This is a genomic window from Streptomyces sp. DH10 (assembly GCF_029813805.1).
Taxonomy (GTDB): domain Bacteria; phylum Actinomycetota; class Actinomycetes; order Streptomycetales; family Streptomycetaceae; genus Streptomyces; species Streptomyces coeruleofuscus.
The window spans coordinates 89254-111401 of the sequence record NZ_JARVKU010000016.1 but is presented as its reverse complement, the minus strand read 5'-3'; the positions used below and the strand labels follow the sequence as shown (position 1 = coordinate 111401).

20 protein-coding genes are annotated in these 22148 nt (G+C 72.5%); 6 read left to right on the top strand and 14 right to left on the bottom strand.

Going from position 1 to position 22148, the window contains the following annotated elements; all coding sequences use genetic code 11:
• Window positions 1–4 precede the first annotated feature (4 nt).
• Entirely contained in the window at window positions 5–1138 is a 1134-nt protein-coding gene (locus QC385_RS29190; protein WP_279544384.1) for an XdhC family protein, read from the top strand.
• Window positions 1139–1216: 78 nt separating this feature from the next.
• The gene (locus QC385_RS29185; protein ID WP_279544383.1) at window positions 1217–1588 is read left to right on the top strand and encodes a hypothetical protein; all 372 of its coding nucleotides are present in this window, start codon (window positions 1217–1219) and stop codon (window positions 1586–1588) included.
• 48 nt (window positions 1589–1636) lie between these two features.
• Here QC385_RS29185 and QC385_RS29180 read toward each other — a convergent pair whose 3' ends face one another.
• The 14 genes from QC385_RS29180 to QC385_RS29115 form a co-directional block, all read right to left on the bottom strand.
• The gene (locus tag QC385_RS29180; protein WP_279544382.1) at window positions 1637–2506 is read right to left on the bottom strand and encodes a thioesterase II family protein; all 870 of its coding nucleotides are present in this window, start codon (window positions 2504–2506) and stop codon (window positions 1637–1639) included.
• Window positions 2496–3311, bottom strand: a complete 816-nt coding sequence (locus QC385_RS29175) for an SDR family NAD(P)-dependent oxidoreductase (protein WP_279544381.1) — start codon at window positions 3309–3311, stop codon at window positions 2496–2498. Before QC385_RS29175 ends, QC385_RS29180 begins: the two co-directional genes overlap by 11 nt.
• Before the next feature lie 14 nt (window positions 3312–3325).
• Complete coding sequence (locus tag QC385_RS29170; RefSeq protein WP_279544380.1) at window positions 3326–4102, bottom strand: 3-oxoacyl-ACP reductase family protein; 777 nt, start codon at window positions 4100–4102, stop codon at window positions 3326–3328.
• Window positions 4099–6990 (bottom strand): aminotransferase class III-fold pyridoxal phosphate-dependent enzyme, encoded by a 2892-nt coding sequence (locus QC385_RS29165; protein WP_279544379.1) that lies wholly within the window; start codon window positions 6988–6990, stop codon window positions 4099–4101. Before QC385_RS29165 ends, QC385_RS29170 begins: the two co-directional genes overlap by 4 nt.
• A 15-nt stretch (window positions 6991–7005) precedes the next feature.
• Complete coding sequence (locus QC385_RS29160) at window positions 7006–8310, bottom strand: beta-ketoacyl synthase N-terminal-like domain-containing protein (RefSeq protein WP_279544378.1); 1305 nt, start codon at window positions 8308–8310, stop codon at window positions 7006–7008.
• Entirely contained in the window at window positions 8300–9577 is a 1278-nt protein-coding gene (locus QC385_RS29155; protein WP_279544377.1) for a beta-ketoacyl-[acyl-carrier-protein] synthase family protein, read from the bottom strand. Before QC385_RS29155 ends, QC385_RS29160 begins: the two co-directional genes overlap by 11 nt.
• A complete protein-coding gene (locus tag QC385_RS29150; RefSeq protein ID WP_279544376.1) occupies window positions 9574–10755 on the bottom strand; it encodes a beta-ketoacyl synthase N-terminal-like domain-containing protein in 1182 nt (393 codons plus the stop codon). The genes QC385_RS29155 and QC385_RS29150 overlap by 4 nt, the downstream gene beginning before the upstream one ends.
• A gap of 8 nt (window positions 10756–10763) precedes the next feature.
• On the bottom strand, window positions 10764–12071 hold the full coding sequence (locus QC385_RS29145) for a beta-ketoacyl-[acyl-carrier-protein] synthase family protein (RefSeq protein ID WP_279544375.1): 1308 nt from the start codon (window positions 12069–12071) through the stop codon (window positions 10764–10766).
• A gap of 36 nt (window positions 12072–12107) precedes the next feature.
• Entirely contained in the window at window positions 12108–12686 is a 579-nt protein-coding gene (locus QC385_RS29140; protein WP_279544374.1) for an acyl carrier protein, read from the bottom strand.
• Between the two features lie 507 nt (window positions 12687–13193).
• Complete coding sequence (locus QC385_RS29135; RefSeq protein WP_279544373.1) at window positions 13194–14402, bottom strand: NAD(P)/FAD-dependent oxidoreductase; 1209 nt, start codon at window positions 14400–14402, stop codon at window positions 13194–13196.
• Between the two features lie 4 nt (window positions 14403–14406).
• Window positions 14407–14598 (bottom strand): ferredoxin, encoded by a 192-nt coding sequence (locus QC385_RS29130; protein ID WP_279544372.1) that lies wholly within the window; start codon window positions 14596–14598, stop codon window positions 14407–14409.
• An 87-nt stretch (window positions 14599–14685) separates the two neighbouring features.
• Window positions 14686–15864 carry a cytochrome P450 family protein gene (locus tag QC385_RS29125; protein WP_279544371.1) on the bottom strand — a complete coding sequence of 393 codons (1179 nt, stop codon included), beginning with the start codon at window positions 15862–15864 and terminating at the stop codon, window positions 14686–14688.
• 124 nt (window positions 15865–15988) lie between these two features.
• The gene (locus tag QC385_RS29120; protein WP_279544370.1) at window positions 15989–16645 is read right to left on the bottom strand and encodes a TetR/AcrR family transcriptional regulator; all 657 of its coding nucleotides are present in this window, start codon (window positions 16643–16645) and stop codon (window positions 15989–15991) included.
• Window positions 16642–17703, bottom strand: a complete 1062-nt coding sequence (locus QC385_RS29115; RefSeq protein WP_279544369.1) for a saccharopine dehydrogenase — start codon at window positions 17701–17703, stop codon at window positions 16642–16644. Before QC385_RS29115 ends, QC385_RS29120 begins: the two co-directional genes overlap by 4 nt.
• A gap of 110 nt (window positions 17704–17813) precedes the next feature.
• Between QC385_RS29115 and QC385_RS29110 the strand changes: the two genes are divergently transcribed.
• The 4 genes from QC385_RS29110 to QC385_RS29095 all read left to right on the top strand — a co-directional run bounded on the left by QC385_RS29110 (window position 17814) and on the right by QC385_RS29095 (window position 22086).
• Window positions 17814–18482, top strand: coding sequence for a 4'-phosphopantetheinyl transferase family protein (locus QC385_RS29110; RefSeq protein ID WP_279544368.1), 669 nt, complete (start codon window positions 17814–17816; stop codon window positions 18480–18482).
• A gap of 153 nt (window positions 18483–18635) precedes the next feature.
• Window positions 18636–19931, top strand: coding sequence for a phosphatase PAP2 family protein (locus QC385_RS29105; protein WP_279544367.1), 1296 nt, complete (start codon window positions 18636–18638; stop codon window positions 19929–19931).
• Window positions 19932–20326: 395 nt separating this feature from the next.
• Complete coding sequence (locus tag QC385_RS29100; protein ID WP_279544366.1) at window positions 20327–20887, top strand: RNA polymerase sigma factor; 561 nt, start codon at window positions 20327–20329, stop codon at window positions 20885–20887.
• On the top strand, window positions 20884–22086 hold the full coding sequence (locus QC385_RS29095) for a CU044_5270 family protein (RefSeq protein WP_279544365.1): 1203 nt from the start codon (window positions 20884–20886) through the stop codon (window positions 22084–22086). Before QC385_RS29100 ends, QC385_RS29095 begins: the two co-directional genes overlap by 4 nt.
• Window positions 22087–22148: the final 62 nt, after the last annotated feature.

Here is a 22148-nt window from a genome sequence, read left to right as displayed (position 1 = left end):
GCCCATGCTGAACATCGCGGACACACTGCACCGTTGGTGCCGCGAAGCTCGTCCCTTCGCGTTGGCCACCGTCGTCGACGTCACCGGCAGCGCACCGCTGCCGGCCGGCACGTCGGTCGCGGTGGACGAGGACGGCAACGCGGCCGGCAGCATCTCCGGCGGCTGCGTCGAGGGCGCGGTCTACGAGCTGTGCCGACAGGTGCTCCACGACCGGGGAGCTCCCCAGCGCGCCCGGTTCGGCTACTCCGACGACGACGCCTTCGCCGTAGGCCTGACCTGCGGCGGCGAACTCGACGTCCTCGTCCAGCGCGTCGACCCCGCGACGCACCCGCACCTCGCCACCGCCCTCGCCGAGGTCGTGGAGGGCCGTTCCGCCGCCGTCGCCCAGGTCGTCGAGGGCCCGGAGGAACTGCTCGGCGGGATGCTGCACGTCGACGCGGCGGGAGGCGTCCGGCACGGCACACGGCACAGCCCGCTGACCGGAGCACTGCGCCGGGAGATCGGCGCACAGGCGCGGACGCTGCTGCGGGCCGGACGCACGGCCCGGGCGGAGATCGGCGGGGACGCCGGCACCTGCCCGGAACGACTCTCGGTGCTGGTCCACGTCCACGCCTCCCGCCCCCGCCTGCTGGTCTTCGGCGCGATCGACTTCGCCGCCGCCCTGAGCCGGACCGGGGCCTTCCTCGGCTACCGGGTCACCGTGTGCGACGCCCGCCCCGTCTTCGCCACCCCCGCCCGCTTCCCGCACGCCGACGAGATCGTCGTCGACTGGCCCCACCGCTACCTGGAGAACACAGAAGTCGACGCCCGCACCGCGATCTGCGTCCTCACCCATGACGCCAGGTTCGACATCCCCCTGCTGCGCCTGGCCCTCGGCCTGCCCGTCGGCTACGTCGGCGCGATGGGTTCCCGGCGCACCCACGACGAACGCCTGCGCCTCCTGACCGAGGCAGGCGTGACCGAGGAGCGGCTGGCCAGGCTGCGCTCCCCGATCGGCCTCGACCTCGGCGCCCGCACGCCCGAGGAGACGGCGATCTCCATCACCGCGGAGATCGTCGCCCACACCAACCAGGGAACGGGCCTGCCCTTGTCCCACCTGTCCGGCCCGATCCACCGGGACCGGGCGCTCGTGCCCTGATACGGCTCACAGCCGGTTCGCAGCCGTTTCCCGCCCGCGGAGGGCCCCGGGGCAGGCGGCCGAATAGGATGTGGACTCATGTCGAACCCTGATGAGCTGCTCGTCGCCATTTCCGCCGCGGTGGAATCCGAGCGAAGCAATCAGATGTCACTGACCGTGGTCGTCGGCGGTGCCGTCATCACCGGCCGGCTGGCTCCCGAGGCCGTGTGGAGGGAGCGGGTGGCGGAGGTCCTGAAGGACTCGGACCACCTCGGCCCGTTCTCCGACGTCTTCACCCGCGGCCCGCGCCAGAACCGGCCCGGCCACGGCGAGACCCCCACGCACCTGCACTTCCACCTCGCCCGAATCCTCCAGGGCAGCCTCGGCATCCCCGAGACGGGTGGCATGTACCGGGTCGCGATCAAGGACGTCAGCGCGTGGACCGTGGGCGATTTCAGCTACGACCAGTGAGTCGCGGCACTCGCCCCCTTGCTCGACCGGGAGTTTCCCGGCGGATGCTCATCGCGCGAGAGCCGGGACCGGCGGGCTGAGCGGAACCCGGGGTCCCGGCAGCGGCTGCGGTTGTTCACACACGTAACCGGCCAGGTCCGGCCAGTGTGCCGTGAGGTAGAAGTGGTCGCCGCCGGGGAAGACCCGCAGCCGGAAGGGGCCACGCGTGTGCCGCTCCCAGGCGGCCGCCTCGGGGACGTCGACGACGGGGTCGGCGTCGCCCACCAGAGCGGTGACCGGCGCGGTCAGGGGCCGGCCGGGGCGGTGGCGGTAGGTCTCCAGGGCCGTGTAGTCGCTGCGCAGGACCGGCAGGGCCATCGCCAGGACGTCGGGGTGGCGCAGCAGCCGGGGGTCGGTGCCCCGGGTGCTGCGCAGTTCCTCGACGAGGCCGTCGTCGTCCCGGAGCCGGACGGCGCGGTCGCGTACCCGGTCGGGGGCCCAGGCACCGGAGACGATCAGGTGGGCCGGGCCGGTACCGGCGTCCTCCAGACGCCGGGCCACCTCGTAGGCCACCACCGCGCCCATGCTGTGGCCCAGCAGGGTCAGCGGCCGGTCCGCGAGCGGGAGGACCGCCCGGAACGCGCGTTCGGCCAGCTCCGCCAGGTCCTCCACGCGTTCCTCGTGGATGCGTTCCTGACGGCCGGGGTACTGGACGGCGAGCATCTCGTAGGGCCCGGTGCGGTGGGTGCGCGTCGCGTCGGCCAGGGCGGCGGCCAGCGGCCGGTAGGCGCCGGCGCCGCCGCCCGCGTGCGGGAAGCACACGAGGCGGGCGGCGGGCTGCGCCGGCTCCGGGCCGAGCCGGCGCAGCCAGGGCTGTGGCGTGTGCCTCGCTTGTCGGCGGGCCAGGGTGGCCGTCACCGTTCCGGCGTCACATTCCACGGGTGTAGCCTCCATCGATCGTCAGGCTCTGCGCGGTGATCGCGCCGGCCCGGTCCGACACCAGGAAGCCGACGAGGTCGGCGGCCTCGCGTGCCTCGACGAGCCGCCGCAGCGGGATGGACTTGCGGGCCTGGCGCAGCATGCGTTCGGGGTCCGCGCCGATCTCGTCCGCCTGGGCGGCGATCTCCCGGCGCAGCATGGGTGTGTCGGTCCAGCCCGGCAGTACGGCGTTGACCGTGATGTTGCGGGAGGCGAGGTCCAGGGCCAGGCCCTTGGTGTAGCCGATCAGGCCGTGCTTGGAGGCGCAGTAGGCGGTGTTGCGCATCTTGCCGGCCTTGCCGAGGATCGAGGACACGTTGACGATCCGGCCGCCCGCCGCCAGGTGCTCCAGGCAGGCGGCGGTGACGGCGAAGGTGCCGTGCAGGTTGATGTCCAGCACCCGCAGCCAGGTGTCCTCGTCGTCGGGTGCGTTCTCGTCGGCGACGCCGGCGCTGTTGACCAGGATGTCCAGGCGGCCCAGGGACCGCAGGGCGGCGCGCAGTTCCGCGCGGACGCGGTCGCGGTCGCGCAGGTCCACGGCCAGTGCGGTGGCCTGTGCCCCGAGGTCGCGTACCTCCTTGGCGACCGTCTCCAGCCCGTGGGCGTCCCGGTCGAGCAGGACGAGGTGCGCGGCACCGGATTCGGCGAGGACGAGGGCCACCTCACGGCCGATGCCTCCGGCGGAGCCGGTGACGACGGCGGTCCTGCCCGCCAGGTCGCCCGGTGCGGGGCGCCGGCCGAGCGGGGGAGTGTCGATGTCGTTCATGTGCCGGTCCCCTTTCACGCCATCTTCAGGCCGCCGTCGATGTGCAGCACCTCGCCGGTGGTGTAGGTGTTGCGCGGGGAGGCGAGGTAGGCCACGGCGTCGGCGATCGTCTCGGGCTCGGCGTAGCTCTTCACCAGCAGCCGGCCCATGATCTCGTCCTCGGCGCGGCCGCGGATGGTCTCCGTCATGTCGGTCCGGATCACGCCCGGGGCGACGGCGTTGACGAGGATGTTGCGGGAGGCGAGCTCCACGGCCATCGCTTTGGTGAACGACTCGAGCCCGCCCTTGGCCGCCGCGTAGTTGGACTGGCCGCGACCGGGCTTGGAGGCGGCCGCGGAGGAGAGGTTGACGATCCGTCCGTAGCGTTGGCGCAGCATCACGCCCGCCGCCGCCTGGACCATGAGCATGGGGCCGACGAGGTTGGTGTCCACGACGTCCCGGATGTCTTTCAGGCTCTGGTTGACCAGGAGTTCGTCTCGGGTGATGCCGGCGTTGTTGACGAGTACGTCGAGCCGGCCGAAGGCGGCGCGGACGCCGGAGACGACTTGGCGCGGTACGTCCGGGTCGGAGACGTCGCCCTGGATCAGCTCGACCCTGCGGCCGAGCTTCGCTATCCGTTCGGCGACCTGTCGCGCCTCGTCGGTCGCGCTGCGGTAGTTGAGCGCGATGTCGCATCCCTCTTCGGCGAGCTTGACGGCGATGGCCCGTCCGATGCCGCGGCTGCCGCCGGTCACCAGTGCCACCTGGCCCACGAATTGCATGTCGCTGATGTCCTCTCGAGTCGGGCTCACACCGAGTGCGCGCTCTTGTAGTCGGCCAGCCGCAGCCCGTGCGCGTCGGCCAGCGCGGCGATGTCGATGACCTGCCGGCGGGTGATGTTCCCGTAGGAGTAGTGCCGGTCGAGCCCGGCCAGACCCATCAGCGCGGTCTCCGCCATGCAGGCGAACAGCTGGCCCGCCCGCAGGAAGGCGCGTGCCGAGGGGTGCAGGCTCTCCCCGCCCGGGGTGGCGACGATGCCGCCGAGCATGTACGCCAGGTCGGGGCGCTGCTCGGTCAGCTCCGGGACGGCGTTGTTGGGCACCGCGATGTCGCAGACCACGGCGTCGGGGGCGAAGTGCTCGCCGGTCAGGAACGGTTCGGGGCTGTTCGAGGCGGCCAGCACCAGCCGGGCCTCGCGCACCGCGTCCGTGCTCTGGCTGATGGTCAGGAACGGGTCCTCGCCGTACCGTTCCTCCAGGTACTGCGCGATGGCCCGGCCCCGCTCGGTCTCGGCGGGCGGCTCCTCGGCGAGCCACTTGGTGATCAGCGGCTCCTCCGCCAGCCGGGCCGGGACACCGGTCAGTTCACCGCCCTCGGCGATCCGCGACCAGCACTCCCCGTAGATGCCGTACACGGTGTTGCGCAGTCGCCGTACCGAGCCGTCGCGGCCGCTGCCGACCAGGACGATCCTGTGCAGCCGCTCGGCGAACAGCTGGCTGTAGACGGACGCGATGTTGCCGGCCGCGCCGACCACCGCCAGCGTGGTGTCGGCGAGGGCGAAGCCGCGGTCGCGCGCGCCGCGCTCCATGGCCTGGACGCCCATCGCGACGGTCAGCGCGTTGCCGGAGGTCAGCGCGATGCCGGGGACCTTCAGCGAGGTGCAGTTGTTGGTCACGATGGAGGTGTACATGCCGAGGCCGGCGACCTCGCAGCCGTCCTCGCGGGCCGCCCGTACGCGCTCCTCGACGTCCGCGCGGATCCCGGTGACGTCCCCGGAGGCCAGGTAGCGGCCCATCTGCTCGGAGCCGACCATGAGCGGGTAGAGCGCGAAGTCCACGGCGCTGCCCAGCGGCGAGGTGATCCGCACCGCCGGGTAGGGCGCCGCCTGTTTCACCGGCTCCATGCCCAGGACGAAGGAGCGCAGCGCCGTGTCGCCGAGGTCGGCGAGCGCCGGGTCGACCTGCCGCAGATGGGCCGGTGTGATCAGGTGGTTGACGAAGGCCACCTTGCGCACGGGCCCGCTCACCGGCCGCGGCTCGCCCTGCTCGTAGGGGGCCACCGCGCCCCGGAAGTCGCGGATCTCGGCGCGCGGCTTGGGGATCGTACGGTCGGTCGCGGGGTGGACGAGGTGGAGCGTGTCCTCGTAGCGCAGGATGCGGCACAGCCGCTCCAGGGCACCGCGCAGCCACTCGATCTCCTCGTCCGTGAGGTACGCCGACGGCTGGATGCGCAGGACGTTGCCGGCGCTGCCGGTCGGCGCGATGCGGATGCGCTCCTCGCGCAGCAGATAGCCGGAGAGCAGATAGCCGAGCGCCCCGGTGTAGGCGCCGCCGCGCAGCACCATCGAGCGGGCCTCGCCCTGGTCGCGCAGCTGGAGGCCGATGAACAGCCCCTTGCCGCGGACCTCCTCGATGACGTCCGGGTACTGCGCCCTGAGGTCCTCCAGCATCCGGGTCAGCCGTTCGCCCCGCTCGGTGACCTGCCGGTACACGCGGCCGTCGTCGGCCTCCAGCATTTCGACGACCTTGCGGGCGACGGACGAGGAGAAGTCGTCCATCGCGAAGGTCGAGCTGTGGATCAGGTCGAACTCGCCCTGGTAGAGCGACTTCCGGACGAGCATGGCGGAGATCTTGGCGAGTCCGCCGCCCAGTGACTTCGACAGGGTGTAGTAGTCGCCGCGCAGCCCGATCAGGGAGCTGGCGAGGAAGGCGCCGCAGCGGCCCATGCCGCTCTGCACCTCGTCGATGATCAGCGCCGTGCCGACGCGGTTGCAGAACAGCCGTACGGCCCGCCCCTGTTCGGTGGTCAGCGCGTGGATGCCGCCCTCGCCCTGCACGGGCTCCAGCAGGAAGGCGGTGACGACCGGCAGGTCCCGCTCGACCAGGCGCACCCGGTCGTCCACGACCTCGGCGTCGAGCAGTGTGACCCGCTCGTCCTCGGCGATCCGCTCCAGGGTCTCCGGCCGGCCGAGTTCGTCCATGGGCACGAACCGGACCCGGGTGCCCAGGTTCTGGAAGGGCGCCCGGAAGCCCGCGTTGTAGGTGAGCTGCACGCTGCCGACGAGCTTGCCGTGGAAGGAGCGCTCCAGGGCGAGGAACAGCGGCCGGGTCGCCAGGGCGGCCGTGTTGTGGGCGCCGACGGCGGCCAGCAGCCCGTCGATCCCGTCGGCGGGGGTGGCCCGCCCGCGCACGCCGGGCTGCTCGAAGGCGTCGGCGTCGATGCGCGCCTCGCCCCGGCGGACGGCCTGACGGGCTTGTTCGGCGTGCGCCGCGACCTCGTCGGCGAGCACCGTCGCCCGGCGCACCCGGACCAGCTCGGCGTGCTTGACGGCCGCCTCGACGGCCTCCGCCCCGCTGTTGCCGAAGGTGGCCACGTAGGGCTCCTTGGCCGAGGTCTCCCGGCGAACGACGTCGCTGAGCGCGGCGCCGAGCCGGCCCGCCTCCTCACGCAGCGAGAACTGGGCGTGCACGGCGCGGTTGCCGTCCAGCAGCGCCTTGGCGTGCGCGACGAGCTCGGGGTGGTTGTGCCCGAGGATCAGCGAGCCGTAGCCGCCCATCAGGTCCAGGACGGGCACCAGCTCCCCCCGCTCGTCGCGGTGGTACATGGTGTTGCCCTCGGCGCGTTCGTACTCGACGTCCAGTCCCAGGGCGGTGAACACCCGGCCCATCCGGGGCTGCACGTAGTCGGTGAACTGTGACATGGCTGGTGTGCCCCCTCAGATGGTGTGCGGCCGCTTGGCGAGCAGGGCCCCCGCGAACCCGTTGAACGTGCTGTGCAGGCTCAGGACGGAGTCGATCCGCCGCTTCCGGGCGCTGCCGGTGACGAAGTCGGTGCCCTCGTCCGGGGAAGTGCTCAGGTGCGCGATCGGCGGCAGCTCGCCTGCTGCGAACAGGTCGGGTGCCAGGGCGAGTTCGGCGAGCGGACCGGCCGCGCCCAGGGTGCCGACGATCGGGCGTACGGAGCTGACCGGGACCCGGCTGTCCTTCAGCAGGGTGCGCAGCAGCTCGATCTCCGCCGTGTCGTGGTGCACGGTGCCCTTGCCGTCGGCCAGGACGGCGCCCAGCATGTCGGGCGTCATGCCGTGCGCGGCCAGCAGCGTCCGGGCGCTCTCCGCGAGGTCGGCCGGGCCGACGCCGCCGTCGAGTGCCGGCCGCAGCCGGGTGCCGACGACCTCGACGAGCGGACGGGCACCGCGGGCGACGGCGTCCTCGGCGCGTTCCAGCACGAGCGCCACCGCGCCCTCCCCGACGACCGTGCCGTCCCGGTCGGGAGCGAAGCTGCGCAGCGAGTCACGGCCGTGGCCGCCCGCGCTGAGCTGCCCGGCGCGGTACAGCCCGGCCAGCTTCAGCGCCTCGTTGTAGCTGCCCGCGCCGACCACCACGGCGGTGTCGCAGTGCCCGTTGCGCAGGCTGAACTGGGCCCGCTGGAGGGCGCTCAGGGCCGCGCCGGCGTCCTGGACGAAGGCCGCGCAGTCGCCGCGGAACCGCTCGGCGATGCTGACCAGGGCGAGGGTGTTGTTGTTCAGGGCACGGATGACGGTGAACGGGTTGAAGGTCGCCGCGTTGCCGAACGCCTCCGCCACCACGCGCTGGAGGTCGGCACCCACCTGCGCGGAGGCGTCCGTCCGTGCCTTGTCGAGGGCCTTGGTGAAGGCGGCGGCGCTCAGGTCGGTGGAGTCGTCCTGGGCGACGTACAGTCCACGCCGTTCCTCGGGGATCGCCTCCCAGCTCTTCCCCGCCTGCCGCTGGGCGTCCTGAACGGCGAGCACGGCGTTGAAGGTGAACGGTGTGCCGAACTTGCGCAGCTTGTGCGGCACGCTGTCCCGGCCCTGTTTCTGGAGCTCGTCCGGGACGTGCCCGAAGTGGGTGATCCTGCGGGAGCGGACGTACGGGTCGCGGTAGGGCGAGAGCGCCGGCCGCGCCTCGCGCCAGGCCGTCCACAGGGCCTCGGGACCGCGCCCGGTGGGCAGGACGGCACCGATGCCGGTGACGACGATCGCGTCGGGAATGTCAGTGCTCATGACCACGCACCACCAGACTGGCGTTGAGGCCGCCGAAGCCGAAGGAATTGCTCACTGCCACCGACACCTCCCGGTACCGCGCCTTGTCCGGCACGTAGTCCAGGTCGCAGGCCGGGTCCGGGTTCTCCAGGTTCAGCGTCGGGGGGACGACGCCGTCGCGCACGGACAGCACGGTGGCGATCAGCTCGGGAGCGCCGGCGGCCGCGATGAGGTGCCCGAGCATCGTCTTGTTGGCGGTGACCGCCAGCTTCCGGTAGTGCTCGCCCGAGGCGAACACGTCCTTGATCGCGCGGGTCTCGATCGGGTCGTTGAGCGGGGTGGAGGTGCCGTGGGCGTTGACGCAGTCCACCTGCTCCGGGGCCACCCCGGCGTCCGCCAGCGCCCGGCTCATGGCCAGGGCGGCGCCCTTGCCCTCGGGATGCGGGGCGGTCACCTGGTGGGCGTCCAGCGAGCTGCCGAACCCGGCCAGCTCGGCGTACACACGCGCCCCGCGCCTCCTGGCGCTCTCCTCGCTCTCCAGCACCAGCATGGCCGCGCCCTCGGCGGCGACCAGCCCGCTGCGGTCCCGGTCGAAGGCCCGGCACAGCCGGTCCCCGAACAGCTCGGAGGTGGAGGGCGCGCCGAGCAGGTGCAGCCCGGTCATGGTCGGCAGGTTCAGCACCGAGTCGGCCCCGCCGACCAGCATCGCGTCCACCTCTCCGCGGCGGATCATGCGCAGGCCGTGGCCGATGGCGTGGGCGGCGCCCGCGCAGGCGGTGGAGAAGTTCAGCGCCGGGCCGCGCAGCCGGTGGCGTCGGGCGATGGAGACGGCCAGCGCGTCGTTGGTGCACAGCAGACCGCCGGCCGGGTCGAGCCCGGCGCGCCGTGCGTACAGCGTCTGCCAGCTGGGTTCGCCGTCCTCGCTCACGGCGTGCAGGAGTTCGTGGGCATCCCGCTCGGGAACACCCGAACCGACGGCCGTACCGACGCGGCCCGGTGAGCCGGACGCGTCGAATCCGGCGTCGGCCAGCGCCTGACCGGCGGCCGCCAGCCCGAACCGGGCCCGGCGCTCCATGGGCCGGTTCAGCTCCTCGTCGGCGCCGTAGCGCTCGGCGAACGCCTCGTCGTCGACCGGTGCCGCGTAACGCACCGGGAAGTCGTCGACGCCGGGCAGCCGCCAGGCGCGGATCGCCGAACGGCCCTGGCACAGTCCGTCCCACATGGTCTGCCAGTCGAGGCCCAGTCCGCAGACGGCGCCCAGTCCGGTCACCACGACGCGGCGCGTCATGTCCCCACCCCTTCCAGTACGACGGCGCACGCCTGACCGCGCACACCGCAGGCCAGCACCAGCGCCCGCGGAACCGGCAGCTCCTCCTCGCGTACGGTGCCGCCCTCGGCGGCCAGCCTGCGGCCGGTGGCCAGTCCGGTCAGCGCCAGCACCGTGTGGGCCAGCGGGTGCGCGGGGCCGAGCACGCCGGTGGCGCGCGCGCTGGTGCACACCACGGGCGGGTGGGCGGCCTGTGCGAAGACCCGGTCCAGCGCCGCCTTCTGCGCCCGCTCGGCGGACGTGGCCCACGCGGCGTCGGGCAGTACCCAGCCGATGCCGTCGGCGTCCGTGCCGGCCATCTCCAGCGCCGCCTGGACGGCTTCGGCGATCGCGTCCGCGCGGTCGTCCTCTCCGGCGTTCGCACCGTCCTCACCGGCGCCGAAGGCCCGGCCGTAGCCGGCCGGACGGACACCGGGCGCCGCGTCCCCGGCGCGGCGGGCGAGCAGGAAGGCCGAACCCTCCCCCGGGACCGCCCCGTTCCACCCGAGGTGCTCGTACTGCGCGAAGAGCAGCGGGTGCACCTTGGGGCTGACCGCGCCGATGACCGCCGCCTCGTTCTCGCCCTCGGCGACCGACAGCACACCGTCGATGAGGGCCTGGAGCCCGGCGTCGGAGAACGGGGAGTACGCGGCCATCGCGCCCATCAGCCCGAAGGCCGCCGAGATGTGCGCGGCCGCGGTGCTGTTGAGGTGGGAGAGCCCGCTGAACGGGGGGACCTCCCGGCCGAAGAGGGCGGCCACCTCGCCCGGCTGCCCGGCGACCTTGTGCAGGCGCTCCAGCGCGTCGAACCGCAGCAACTCCTCGTCCACCGTGGGCAGTCCGAGGTACAGCCCCCAGTCGGGGCCACCCACGGGCCCGTCGGCCGCCGGTCCGGCCAGCGCCAGCCGGGCGCCGTACAGGGCCATCCGGGCCTGCTTCTCGGACGTGCGCAGCACCCTGCGGTGCACGCCGAGCGTGGCCGCGTCCGGGTCGTCCACGAGGAAGGCGTTGCGGAACGGGGGCCAGGGTCCGGCGAGGTGCTCGCAGGGGCTGCTGGTGTCCTTGCCCGCCACCAGGGCCTCCCACAGGGTCGCGGGGTCCGTGCCGGCCGCCGTGTACACGGCGGGTGCGCTCAGGCGCACCGTGTCCAGAGGCGTCATGGCCGCGCTCACCCCGCCTTCGTCAGGACCAGGGAGCAGTTCTGGCCGCCGAAGCCGAAGGAGTTCGACAGGACCGCGCTCACCGGTGCGTCGCGTCGTTCGGTGACGATGTCGAGCCCGCGGGTCACCTCGTCCGGCTCGGTGAAGTTCAGCGTGGGCAGGAGGGTCTGCCGCTGGATGCTGAGGACGGACAGCACCGCCTCCACCGCTCCGCTGTTGGCCAGGGAATGGCCCATGGCCGACTTGTTGCCGGTGATCGGGACCCGGTCGGCCCGGTCCGCGAACACGGTGTGCAGGGCGGCCGCCTCGCAGGCGTCGTTGGCCTGCGTCGAGGTGCCGTGAGCGTTCACGTGGTCGATGTCGCCCGGGGTGAGTCCCGCGTCGGCGAGAGCGGCCCGGATGCACGCGGCGTAGTCCGAGCCGTCCCGTGAGCTGGCCGTCATCTGGACGGCCTCGGTGACGCCCGCGTATCCGGCGATCCTGGCCAGGACACGGGCCCCGCGCGCTTCGGCGTGGGCGCGCGACTCCAGGACGAGGAAGGCGGCACCGTCGCCGATCACGAAGCCGGTGCGGTCCTTGTCGAACGGGCGGCTGATGCGCGCGGGTTGCTGACCCTTCGCCGGGGCGAGCGCGCCGACCTGGTAGAACGCGGTGACGGCGGCGAGCGTCGTGAGGCTCTCGGCGCCACCCACGAGCGCCACGTCGAGGGCGCCGGTGCGGATGTGGCGGTACGCGCTGCCGATCGCCATGCCGCCGGCGGCGCACGCGTCCGCGCGGGTCTCCAGGGCGCCGGTGGCGCCGAAGTAGTCGGCGAGGGCGGCGGTGGCGGTGTCGGGCTGGATCCGGGTGTAGCGGTGCGGGTCGGGTCCGCCGTCGGCGTCGAGGTAGGCGTCCAGGTCGAGGGTGCCGGTCTCGTGGTCCACGTGGGCGGCCACGTCGACGAGTTCGTCCGGCTCCATCAGCATGCGGTTGCAGGCGAGGAAGACGCCGCCGCGTTCGCTGTCCAGCCGCCGGGGCAGTCCGCTGTGTTCCCAGGCCTGGGCGGCGGCGTGCCAGGCGAGGACTCCGGCCGGTCCGAGGGATCCGGCCTCGTCGGGCAGGGCGTCGTGCAGGGCCCGGTGGACGCCGGGGTCGATGTGGGCCGAGACGGCGCAGGGGACGCCCCACTCCGCGTGGCGGGGGTGTTCGGTGATGAGGCTGCGTCCGTCGGCGAGATGGTCGAACAGCGCCTCCGGGTCTGTCAGAGGGCCGGCGACCAGTCCTAATCCGGTCACCACGACCTCATGGTCGGCCGCGGTGGCTGTGGGGGGAGTCACTTGCGTTCCTTTCGGGGGAGGAGCGACGACGTACCGTCAGCCGACGGGCTGGGCGTTCTCGATCTCCTTCAGGGCCACACGGACTCCCTCGGCCAGGACCTCGTCGCCGGTGGCCGCCTCCACCGCCGCGCCGCAGCCCGCGCACACGGCCCGGCCGGAGACGGCGATCTCCGTCTCGCCGGCGCCGCACTCGGTGCAGGTCTCGGGCAGGCGGTCGAAGATGGCGTGGGTGAAGGAGGCCCAGTGGGCGCTGGTGGCCGCGGCGGCGACCTCGTAGGGCCGCATGCCGGCGTGCACCTGCTCCTCGGTGTAGCCGAAGGCGCTGCGGCGCAGCACCTCGGCGGCCAGCTCGGTGATGCCGCCGCGCTCGTCGTACAGCCGCTCGGAGCTGCCGAGTGCGGTCGCGAGCTCGTCGAGCACATTCGACTTGGGCAGCGCCACGCCGAGCCTGGTCTCCATTTCGTAGCGGAACTCGACCAGGTCGAGGGATTCGGCGCCGAGATCGGCGACGAGTGTGGCGTCGCCCGTGATCTCGCTGACAGGGGTGCCCAGGACCTGGGCCAGACCCTCGCGCACTATGTCGTGGATCTGCTCTTTCTCGAAGGGATTCCGCATGGCTATCTCCTTTGTTCCGGGTGTTTCCCAATACCGTGATCAGGCCGTTCAACGGCAGAAAAATCTCCAGGAGAACGGCAGCTGAACTATTGTTTCGGGTGCGCGGAGGGCAAAAGGGAATGCGAGATCGGCTGTTGGGTCGAGAGCGCCCGACGGCATGCCGACATGCCGCCACAGGGGCGAAGAAGTGGTTCCAGGGAAGAAGAATCACCTGGTCATGGGCGCGAGAAGGCGCTACTCAGGCATACATCGCAAAGGTCAACCCCCCGATGCCGACACACGCGAGAACAGGCGCGCTGCCGCCGCCGGCCACGCTGCCAGGCGTATACGGAAAGCCCGCCCCGCCTCTCCGTGAGGCGCTTCAAAACGCTATCAGATATCTGGCGGGCAGTCATTCGTGTGTGCGATAGGTCACGCGACCGAGTGACTGCGAAATGAGGGCCACCGATAAGGTGCCCGTATAGCTGAGAATTAACTCGCCGGTAAGGATGGGATTCACGCCACCGATTAGCAGATTTCAGCCACGGAAGGCTGCTCCTGGAGCCTCCTGGCATAGACGGCCAGCAGCCGGCCCTGGTTCACACTCACGGCGCCGACCAACCGGCCTTCCCGGTAGTGCGCCTCCATCACCGCGTCCGTGGCCGGGTCCCCGGCCTCCACGGCCACCCGGTCGCCGGTCCCCGGCAGGCCGACCGACCTGATCCGCAGCCCGAACGCCGAGGTCCAGAAGGACGGCACGTGCGCGTACGGCTGTGCCGTGCGTGGACCGGCCAGCAGGTTGCGTCCCGCCAGCTCACCCTGCGCGGCCGCGTTGCTCCAGTGTTCCAGCGGCACCGGGCCGTCCGCCGAGCGCACCGCGTCGCACCGGGCCACGTCGCCGGCCACCACGATCCGCGGATCGCTCTCCCCGGCCGCCCCCGGTCTGCGGGCGAACAGCCGCTCGTCACAGCGGACGCGCCCGGACGGCAGCGCGAGTCCCGAGCCCCGCAGCCACTCGGTGGCCGGCACCATCCCGATGGCGACCACCACCAGCCGCGCGGGCAGCACGGACCCGTCGGCCAGCTCGACGCCGCGAACCCGCTCACCCTCCGCCTGAAAACGGCGCACGCCCGTGCCCGTGCGCAGCCGCACCCCGGCGCGCCGGGCCGCCTCGGCCACCAGGCCGGGGACCGATCCGCCCAGGGCCCTGAGCGGCGGTCCGAACGGCTCCACCAGCGTCACCCGCACGCCCAGCGCGGCCAGCGACGACGCCAGTTCGACCCCCACGAATCCCGCGCCGACGACGGCCACCTCGCGAGCTCCGCCGGCCAGGCCCGCCCGCAGCCGACGCACATCGGCCAGCCCACGCACGGTCAGCACACCTTCGGGCGGCACCTTCCCGGGCCAGGACCGGGCCCGCGCCCCGGTCGCCAGGACCAGCCCGTCGTACGGCAGTTCCCCGCCGTCGGCCAACCGGACCCGGCGCCGCTCCCGGTCCAGTCCGGCGGCCGCGACACCCCGGATCCAGCGGGCGTCGAGCTCCGCCGCGCCCGGCAGCCGGATGTCGGCCTCCGTGAGGGTGCCGGCCACCAGCTGTTTGGTCAGCGGTGGCCGGTCGTAGGGCGGTTCGGGCTCGTCCGACACCAGGGTCAGCGTCCCGGAGAACCCCTGCGCGCGCAGTGCCTCGGCGGCGCGCACGCCGGCCAGGCCCGCCCCCACCACGACGACCTCGCGCACGGTTTCAGGCCCCTTCGACCGATATCGCCCGCACCGGGCAGGCACGCGCGGCGGCGGTCACCTTCGCAGCGAGTTCCGGCGCCGGGTCCGGCGCGACCTCCAGCCGCTCGTCGTCGTTCAGCTCGAACACCTCGGGCGCGACCAGGGCGCACTGTCCCAGCGCGTCGCACAGCCCGTGATCCACCGTGATCCGCACAGCCGATCCCCCTTGCTCCTTGCGTGTCCGTGATGGCCCGGTCCAGTCGGTGATGGCCCGGTCGTGTCGGTGATGATCCGGTCCGTCTCAGCGCGCGTACCGCAGCGGCAGTTCCTCCAGGCCGCGGATCGCGTCCGAGGCCAGCCACCGCACCTTGTCCTCGGGCACCGCCAGCTCCAGCGTGGGGAAGCGGTCCAGGATCTCGGTCAGCGCGATCGTCGCCTCCTGGCGCGCCAGCCGCTGGCCGAGGCAGAAGTGCGGCCCCATCCCGAAGGCGACGTGCTGCATGGTGGCCCGTCGGATGTCGAAGGTGTGGGGGTCCGCCCGCAGTTCCGCGTCGCGGTTCGCGGCGTTCAGCAGGAACCGCACCAGTTCCCCCCTGCGTATCGTGACGCCGCCGGCCTCGATGTCCTCCAGCGCCACCCGGTTGACCGTGGTCATCGCCGAGCCCCGGAACCGTAGGGCCTCCTCCACGGCGTCGCCGACCAGCGACGCGTCCTGGCGCAGGGCGGCCAGCTGCTCGGGGTGCGTGAGCAGGTCGTAGAGCGCGTTGGCGAGCAGGTTCGTCACGGTGTCGTGGCCGGCGATCAGCAGCACCGCGGCGAACGAGGACAGTTCCTCGTCCGTGAGTCCGGTCCCGTCCTCGAAGCGGGCCGCGATCAGTTCGCTGAGCAGGTCCTCGGTGGGCTGCCGCCGTTTGGCGCCGATCAGCCGGATGCAGTAGGCGAACAGCTCGGCCGCGGCCGTCTGCATCGCCTCCGCCGACGGCGCGGCCGAGATGTCCATGGCCCACTTGCGGAACGGCTCCCGCTCCTCGTCCGGCACACCCAGCAGGTCGCAGATGACCTCCAGCGGCATCGGATAGGTGAACGCGCCGACGAAGTCAGCCGTTCCGCTGTCCCCGAGGTCGTCCAGCAGCCGCCGGGTCGTCGCCACGATGCGCGGCTCCAGCTCCCGCACGGCCCGCGAGGCGAAGGCCGCGGTCACCAGGCGGCGGTAGCGGGAGTGGTCCGGGTCGTCCTGTTCGAGGAGCATCACGGACATCCCCGGGACCAGCGCCCCGTGCGGGGCGTGGGTGTGGACGTCGTTGGACAACCGTGGATCGCTCAGCAGCTGACGGGTCGGTGCCGCGCCGAGCACCGTCCAGGTCTCCTGCCCGTTGAGCTGTCGCGTGCGGATGATGCCGTGGCTCCTGGCGAGCCGGTCCAGCTCCTGCTCGAGATCCGCGGTCGCCGCGAGTTCGGCGAGATCCCGCACCTCGGACATGAGGCAACTCCCCCTGACGATAGGAAACTTCGGGTACGCCGGCCCGCACCGTCACACGCGGGCCGGTCTCTCCCGTGAAAACCCCACCCGGACGCCGGCCGGCCCGTCGGCCGGCCGGCGTCCGTCAATCGCTGAGCATCCGTACGGCCTGCCGGGCGAGCTCGGCGTCCATCGCCGCCGACCGGGTGCCGGCGATCCCCGACCGCAGCAGGGCGGCCCCCTCGACCAGTGCCACGAACGTCTCCGCCCGGGCCCGGCAGAAGTCGGCCGGCCATTCGGCCCGGTTGAGCTGGACGAGGGCCGCCACGTGGGTGACGTACTTCTGGTAGAACTCCCGGACGACCTGGGCGGTGTCTTCGTCCCTGGCCGCCAGTGCCCACACCTCGACGTAGAGCCGGACCAGCCGTGGATCGTCCTGCTCGGCCAGGACCACCGCCACGACGTCGGCGGTGTCCGCCCGGCCCTGCGGGGGCTGGATGTCCGACGGCGCGTCCGGGGTCACCCGCAGTCCCGTCGCGTCGGCCAGCCGCTCCAGCGAACGGTCCAGCGCGCGCTCCAGCACGGCCTTGATCAGATCGGCCCGGGTCGGGAAATAGTGCTGGAGATGCCCGATCCGGATGCCCGCCGCGTCGGCGATGGTCCGCAGCGACGCGCTCGCGTTGCCCTTGGCGACCAGCACCGTCTCGGCGGCGTCCAGCAGGCTCGTACGCCGGATGCTGCCCTGCTGGGTCAGCTGCGGCTTGCCGCCCGCGGCCTTCTCGCCTTTGACGGGACCGCTCATGACACCGTCACCTCGACGCCCGCCTTCTCCAGGGCGGGGATGACCTCCCGGGGTGCCGGCGTCTGCTCCGCGAAGACCACGCCCTCCGGTGCCGGGGAACCGTCCTCGCCGAGCACCCGGCGCAGCCCCAGCAGCCCGCCGAGCGCGGTGAGGTGGGCTTGCCCCGCGGTGTCCCGGACCATCGCGGTACGACGGCCGCCGTCCCGGCCGCGCACGTCGATCCGCAGCAGGGCCTCGCCGCCCTCGCCCGGCGAGTACAGCAGCGACCGCCGTACCGACTCCAGCCGGTCGCCGCGGCCCCAGCGGAAGAAGCCGGTCTTCTTCAGGGCCAGCAGGGCGGACGTCGAGGAGTTCGCGCTGAAGCCGATCCGCGTGACCGCCGTGTCGACGCCCAGCGTCAGGGGCAGCGTGAACTGTTCCGGGGTGTCGATTCGGGCGACCTTCGTCCGGTGTGGGCCGATGGTGACGTACCCGGCGCCGCTCAGCGGCATGATCATCCGCCGCTGTCCGTCCTCCATCACCTCGAAGTCCAGGCCCAGGCGGTCCATGAACTCCACCGAGTCGGTGCCCGCTCGGTCCTTCAGGTCGTACCGGATGGCGACGTCCACCGCCGCCGCCCCGCCGAGGTCGGCCGCCAGGGCCGCGGCGACCAGCGCGCTGACCCCGCCCATCCAACTGGACGACAGCAGCACCGGAGCCTTCGGCGGCGTCAGCGCGGTGATCGCGGCGGCCCGCTGCAGCCGCGCCGTCCACCGCGTGATGTCCACGTACGGCACACCGCCGCGCAGTGCGGCGCGCAGCACTCGGTCGTCCGGGTCGTTCACCGCGCTGATCACGGCCCGGACCCGCGCAGAGAACGGCTCCGGGTCGCCCAGGTCCCAGCGCCGCACCGACGCCCCGACCTCTTCGGCCAGCGCCCGGCCGCGCTCCGGGCTGCGCCCGGTGAGCAGCAGCGGCCAGGAGGGTGCGGCGAGCCGGGCCAGATCGCCGCCGACTGTGCCGTAACCGCCGACCACGAGTACGGGTCCGGTCACATCAAGCTGGATGTCATCGTCCACGCCGGGGATACTAGGTCACGCGACCTAGAAACTCAAACAGCCGCAGAGGCACGGAACTTTGGCCCCGGAACCGCCAACGAACCTGAAATGAAGGAGAGTTGAACCACGACATGCTCATCGAACGCCTCCTGCCGCCGACCGCCGTCGGCGAGGATGCGCACGGCGACCCGCCACCCGCCGCAGGACAGCAGGCGCTGTTCCCCGCCGAGGAGCGGGAGATCGCCGGCGCGGGCGACAAGCGCCGCCGGGAGTTCACCACCGCCCGCCGATGCGCCCGGCGCGCCCTGACCCGGCTGGGCCTGGCCCCGGTCCCGATACCCACCGGTTCCACCGGAGCCCCCGCCTGGCCGGCCGGCGTCACCGGCAGCATCACCCACTGCGACGGCTACCGCGCCGCGGCCGTGGCCCGCACCGCCGACCTCACCGGCCTCGGGATCGACGCCGAGCCCCACGCCCCCGTGTCCCCCGCCGTCCGGCGTGGGATCACCTCCCCGTCCGAACGCGCCCACCTCGACCGCCTGCATGCCGTCCGCCCCGGCATCCACTGGGACCGCCTGCTCTTCAGTGCCAAGGAGTCCGTCTACAAGGCCTGTTCGTCCAGCACGCCCCGCGCCCTCCGTTTCGAGGACGCCGAGGTCACGTTCTCCCCGGAGACCGGCACGTTCACGGCGCACCTGGCGGCCGAGCCCCTGGTCCTCACGGGGCGCTGGCTGGTCTGCGGCGGCATCCTGCTCACCGCGACGGCACTCCCGGCGACCGTCGCAATCCCGACCTCATAGCATCTTCTGATTCGCGATGATTGATCCCGTCGCTGTCCGCCCGTTGACCTCATATCAAGCAAACCGGTCGAAAAATTCATATCTAGGACGTAGCAGGTGCTTTCGCGAATAAACGACAGAAGTCCGTTGACTGCTCGGCATCAGTGGCGAGTGATGCTGTGGGTCACTGTGGCTGTGGCGGCTCTCGGACTCGTTGTCGCACTGGAGATCGCCGCACGCCGCTACGGTCAGCCGGGGCCGGTCGCCGACCAGCTGAAAGACGCGGTGTTCGCCCCGAAACCGGGGCCGCTGTACGGCGGGCTGGTGTTGATGTCGGTGGTGCTCACCTGGCCGCAGCGGATCATCGCGGTGGGCGCCGCGATCGGCATGGACGGCGTCCTCCTGCTGGTGCGGTGGTCGGCCGGCGTCACAGTGGCCGACGCCCAATTCTTCGGCAACGGCGCGTTGCTGGTGATGCTGGGCTGTGCGGTCATCGCCGTCACGCGCCGCACCGGCCGGGAACGCGTCCTGCTGTTGAAGGGCGTCGGGCTGGGCCTGCTGCTCGTGGCCGGCCGCAAGTCCGGCGACGCCTGGCTACTGATCACGTCCAAGACCCGCCCGGCGGTGCTCGACCAGTACGTGGCGACCGCCGACCACGCGCTGGGCAACCCCTCGTGGCTGGCGGGCCGCATGCTCCAGGCCACCGGCCCGATCGGCATCAACGTTCTCGACCTGGTCTACGCGAAGCTCGCGGTGGCCGCGATCGTCGTCGGGCTGTACCAGCTGCGTCACGTAGCGGTCGAGCGACGCTTCCCGAGCCATCATCTGGTGCGCACGTTCCTGGTGATCGGCCTCCTCGGGCCGGGCATCTACATGCTCTTCCCGGTCGTCGGACCGGTCTTCGCCTACGGCCCGGGCGCTTCCGGTACCGGCGGCGTGCAGTGGGCGGCGGCCGATCTGTGGCCGCACACGCCGCTGCCGATCACCACGCCGCACCTGATGTCGTACGACGACATCACCCCCCGGAACTGCATGCCCAGCCTCCACACGGCCTGGGCCACCGCGATCTTCGTCCATACCCGCAAGGGCCCCCGGATCCTGCGCTTCGCCGGTACGTTCTGGCTGGTCGCCACGCTCGCCGCGACGCTCGGTTTCGGCTACCACTACGGCGTGGATCTCATCGCCGGCGTGGTGTTCGCGCTCACCATCGAGGCAGCACTGCGTGCGCTCGACCGTGGCTGGGACCGGCCGGCGATCCAGCTGGTCGTCTACGGCACCACGGTCTTCGCCGCGCTGCTGGTGTCGTACCGCTACCTCCCGATGGAGATGGCCAGGCACCAGGAGGTGTCCGGATCACTTCTCCTCCTGGCGATGATCTCGGTGGTCTACGGCTACGTACGGACCACCAGACTGTGGGAGCCGACGGCTGTCGCAACGCGGCGACCGGAACCGCAACCCGAACCGGTCTGACGGGCCGAGGCGATGCCTCGGCTCTCACGGCCGAGCCCCCGCCTCGGTCGACGGGCGGCCTCGAGCCGACTCCCGCGCCAGGAGGGCCGGCAGCGCCGGATAGCTCTCGTCACGGGTGGTGACCGAGAACGGGGGTGCTGGCACGGCCAGAAGACCCGCCCGTTCCGGGTCACTCTCCGGCCGGCCGTTCCAGCGCCACCGGCGCACGCGCAGAGCGCGCCGACCTGAAGGGGGGACTGCGTGCGGGGCGGCCGCCGTGGGACCTCTTTCCTCCGTGACGACGCGACCGAGGGCGGCGCGATGCCGTCTCGGCGGTAGGGATTTCCGCTCGGCCTGTAATAACTCGGCCGCCACGCGCATTCCTCGGTGACAGAGCCGATACGAGGAGACGGCGCGTGACCCAAGCTCAACGCTTCCGGGACCTCTACGAGGAGTGCTATCCGCGTGTACTCGCCTACGCCACGAGCCAGGTGGGGCGGCAGGTCGGTGAGGACATCACCAGCGAGACCTTCACCGTGGCGTGGCGGCGGATGCGGGACGTTCCCCAGCCCGCGCTGCCCTGGCTCCTCGGCGTCGCCCGCAACCTGGTGCGGGAGTTACGTCGCCGGGACAGCCACCAGTACGCCCTCGCCGCACAGGAGGCACAGCGCATCAGTACCGCCGCCGGGACCGAGGCGCAGGACGTGGCCACGGGCGTGACCGACCGGGAGGCGGCGCTCCAGGCCCTGGCCAGCCTGTCCGGCGCCGACCGGGAACTGCTGACCCTGATCGCCTGGCACGGGCTGAGCCCCAAGCAGGCCGCACGCGTCCTGGGCTGCACCACCGCGACCCTGACCGTCCGGCTGCACCGGGCCCGTCGCCGGCTGGAGCGGGCCGTGGAGGCCGTGTCCGCACCACCCGCGCCGGCAGTGCGCCGCGCTGACGGCCGCACCGACCGTGAAGGAGCACTCGCATGAGGAAGACGTACGAAGGGTCCGCGCGGCGGCGCGACGTCATGAAGACGCTCGCGGACGCCCGGCCCGCCGAGCTGGACCCGTCCCGGCTGGCGGGTTCCCGGCGGCAGCGCGAGGACCTGGCCCGGATCACGGCCGCCACGCGGGACAGGCCCACCGGAGGCTCCCTGGCATGGCTGCGTCCCCGGCTCCTGCCGCTCGGGGCCGTCGCGACCGTCGCGGCGTCCGCGATCGTGGTGGGCACCCTCGTCCAGCAGGACTCGCGCGGCAGCACGAGCGCGCAGCCGGGCACCCGCCCGCCGTCGGCCACCGCGACGGGGCTCGACGGCCGCATGGAACTGCTCGGCGTGGCGAAGGCGGCGGAGGCTTCGGCTGCCGAGGGAACGTACTGGCAGGTGACCACGCGGGCGGAGAACGTGGACGTGGCCGGTGAGCCGGGACGGTACTTCGCCGTGCGGAGCACCGAGACGCAGGAGTGGTCGGTGGGGGTGCGTCCGGGAACCCGGAGCCTGATGGTCACCGGCCTGGACGCCGAGACCGAGCCGCGCACCGCGGCGGACGAGGAACGCTGGCGGGCCGCCGGTTCACCGCGGCAAGTGGTGAGCCCCGCACGGGCCGACGGCGGGGTCCGTACCGCCTTCACGATCGGAACAGGGCGGCCCACGGTCATGCGCACCGACAACGACAACAAGATCTACGCCCTCGGCCCGGACAGCGTCTCCTACCAAGACCTGCGTCAACTGCCCACCGAAAGTGCGCAGTTGCGCCGACAGTTCCAGCGGCTGTACGAGCGGGACGGCGGCGCCGAGCACAGCGGCGACCGTACGGCCTGGATGCTGCGCCAGGCGGCCAACCTCATCACCATGCCGGTGAAGCCCGGCACCCGGGCCGCCGCGTACCGCCTGCTCGCGGACCTGCCGGGCATCCGCGTCCAGGGCTCCGCCACCGACCCGCTGGGCCGCGAGGGCATCGGCATCGCGCTCCCCGGCAAGGCCGAAACCCCGCTGGGGAGTGTCGAGCAGCGGCTGGTCGTGGACCCTTCCACCGGCGCTCTGCTCGCCGAGGTCTCCGTTCTGGCCGAACCGTCGGCCACCGCGCGGCAGGCGGGGCTGGACGCGGGCACGAAGGTGTCCTGCTCGGCGACCACCCGGATGGAGTGGGCCCAGCGGCAGATCACCGTGCCGGAGAACGCGCGGCACTGAACTCCCCCCCGCGGGCCCGGCACCGCGGGGCCTTTCACGGAATCACCCCCAGAAGAAGGAGC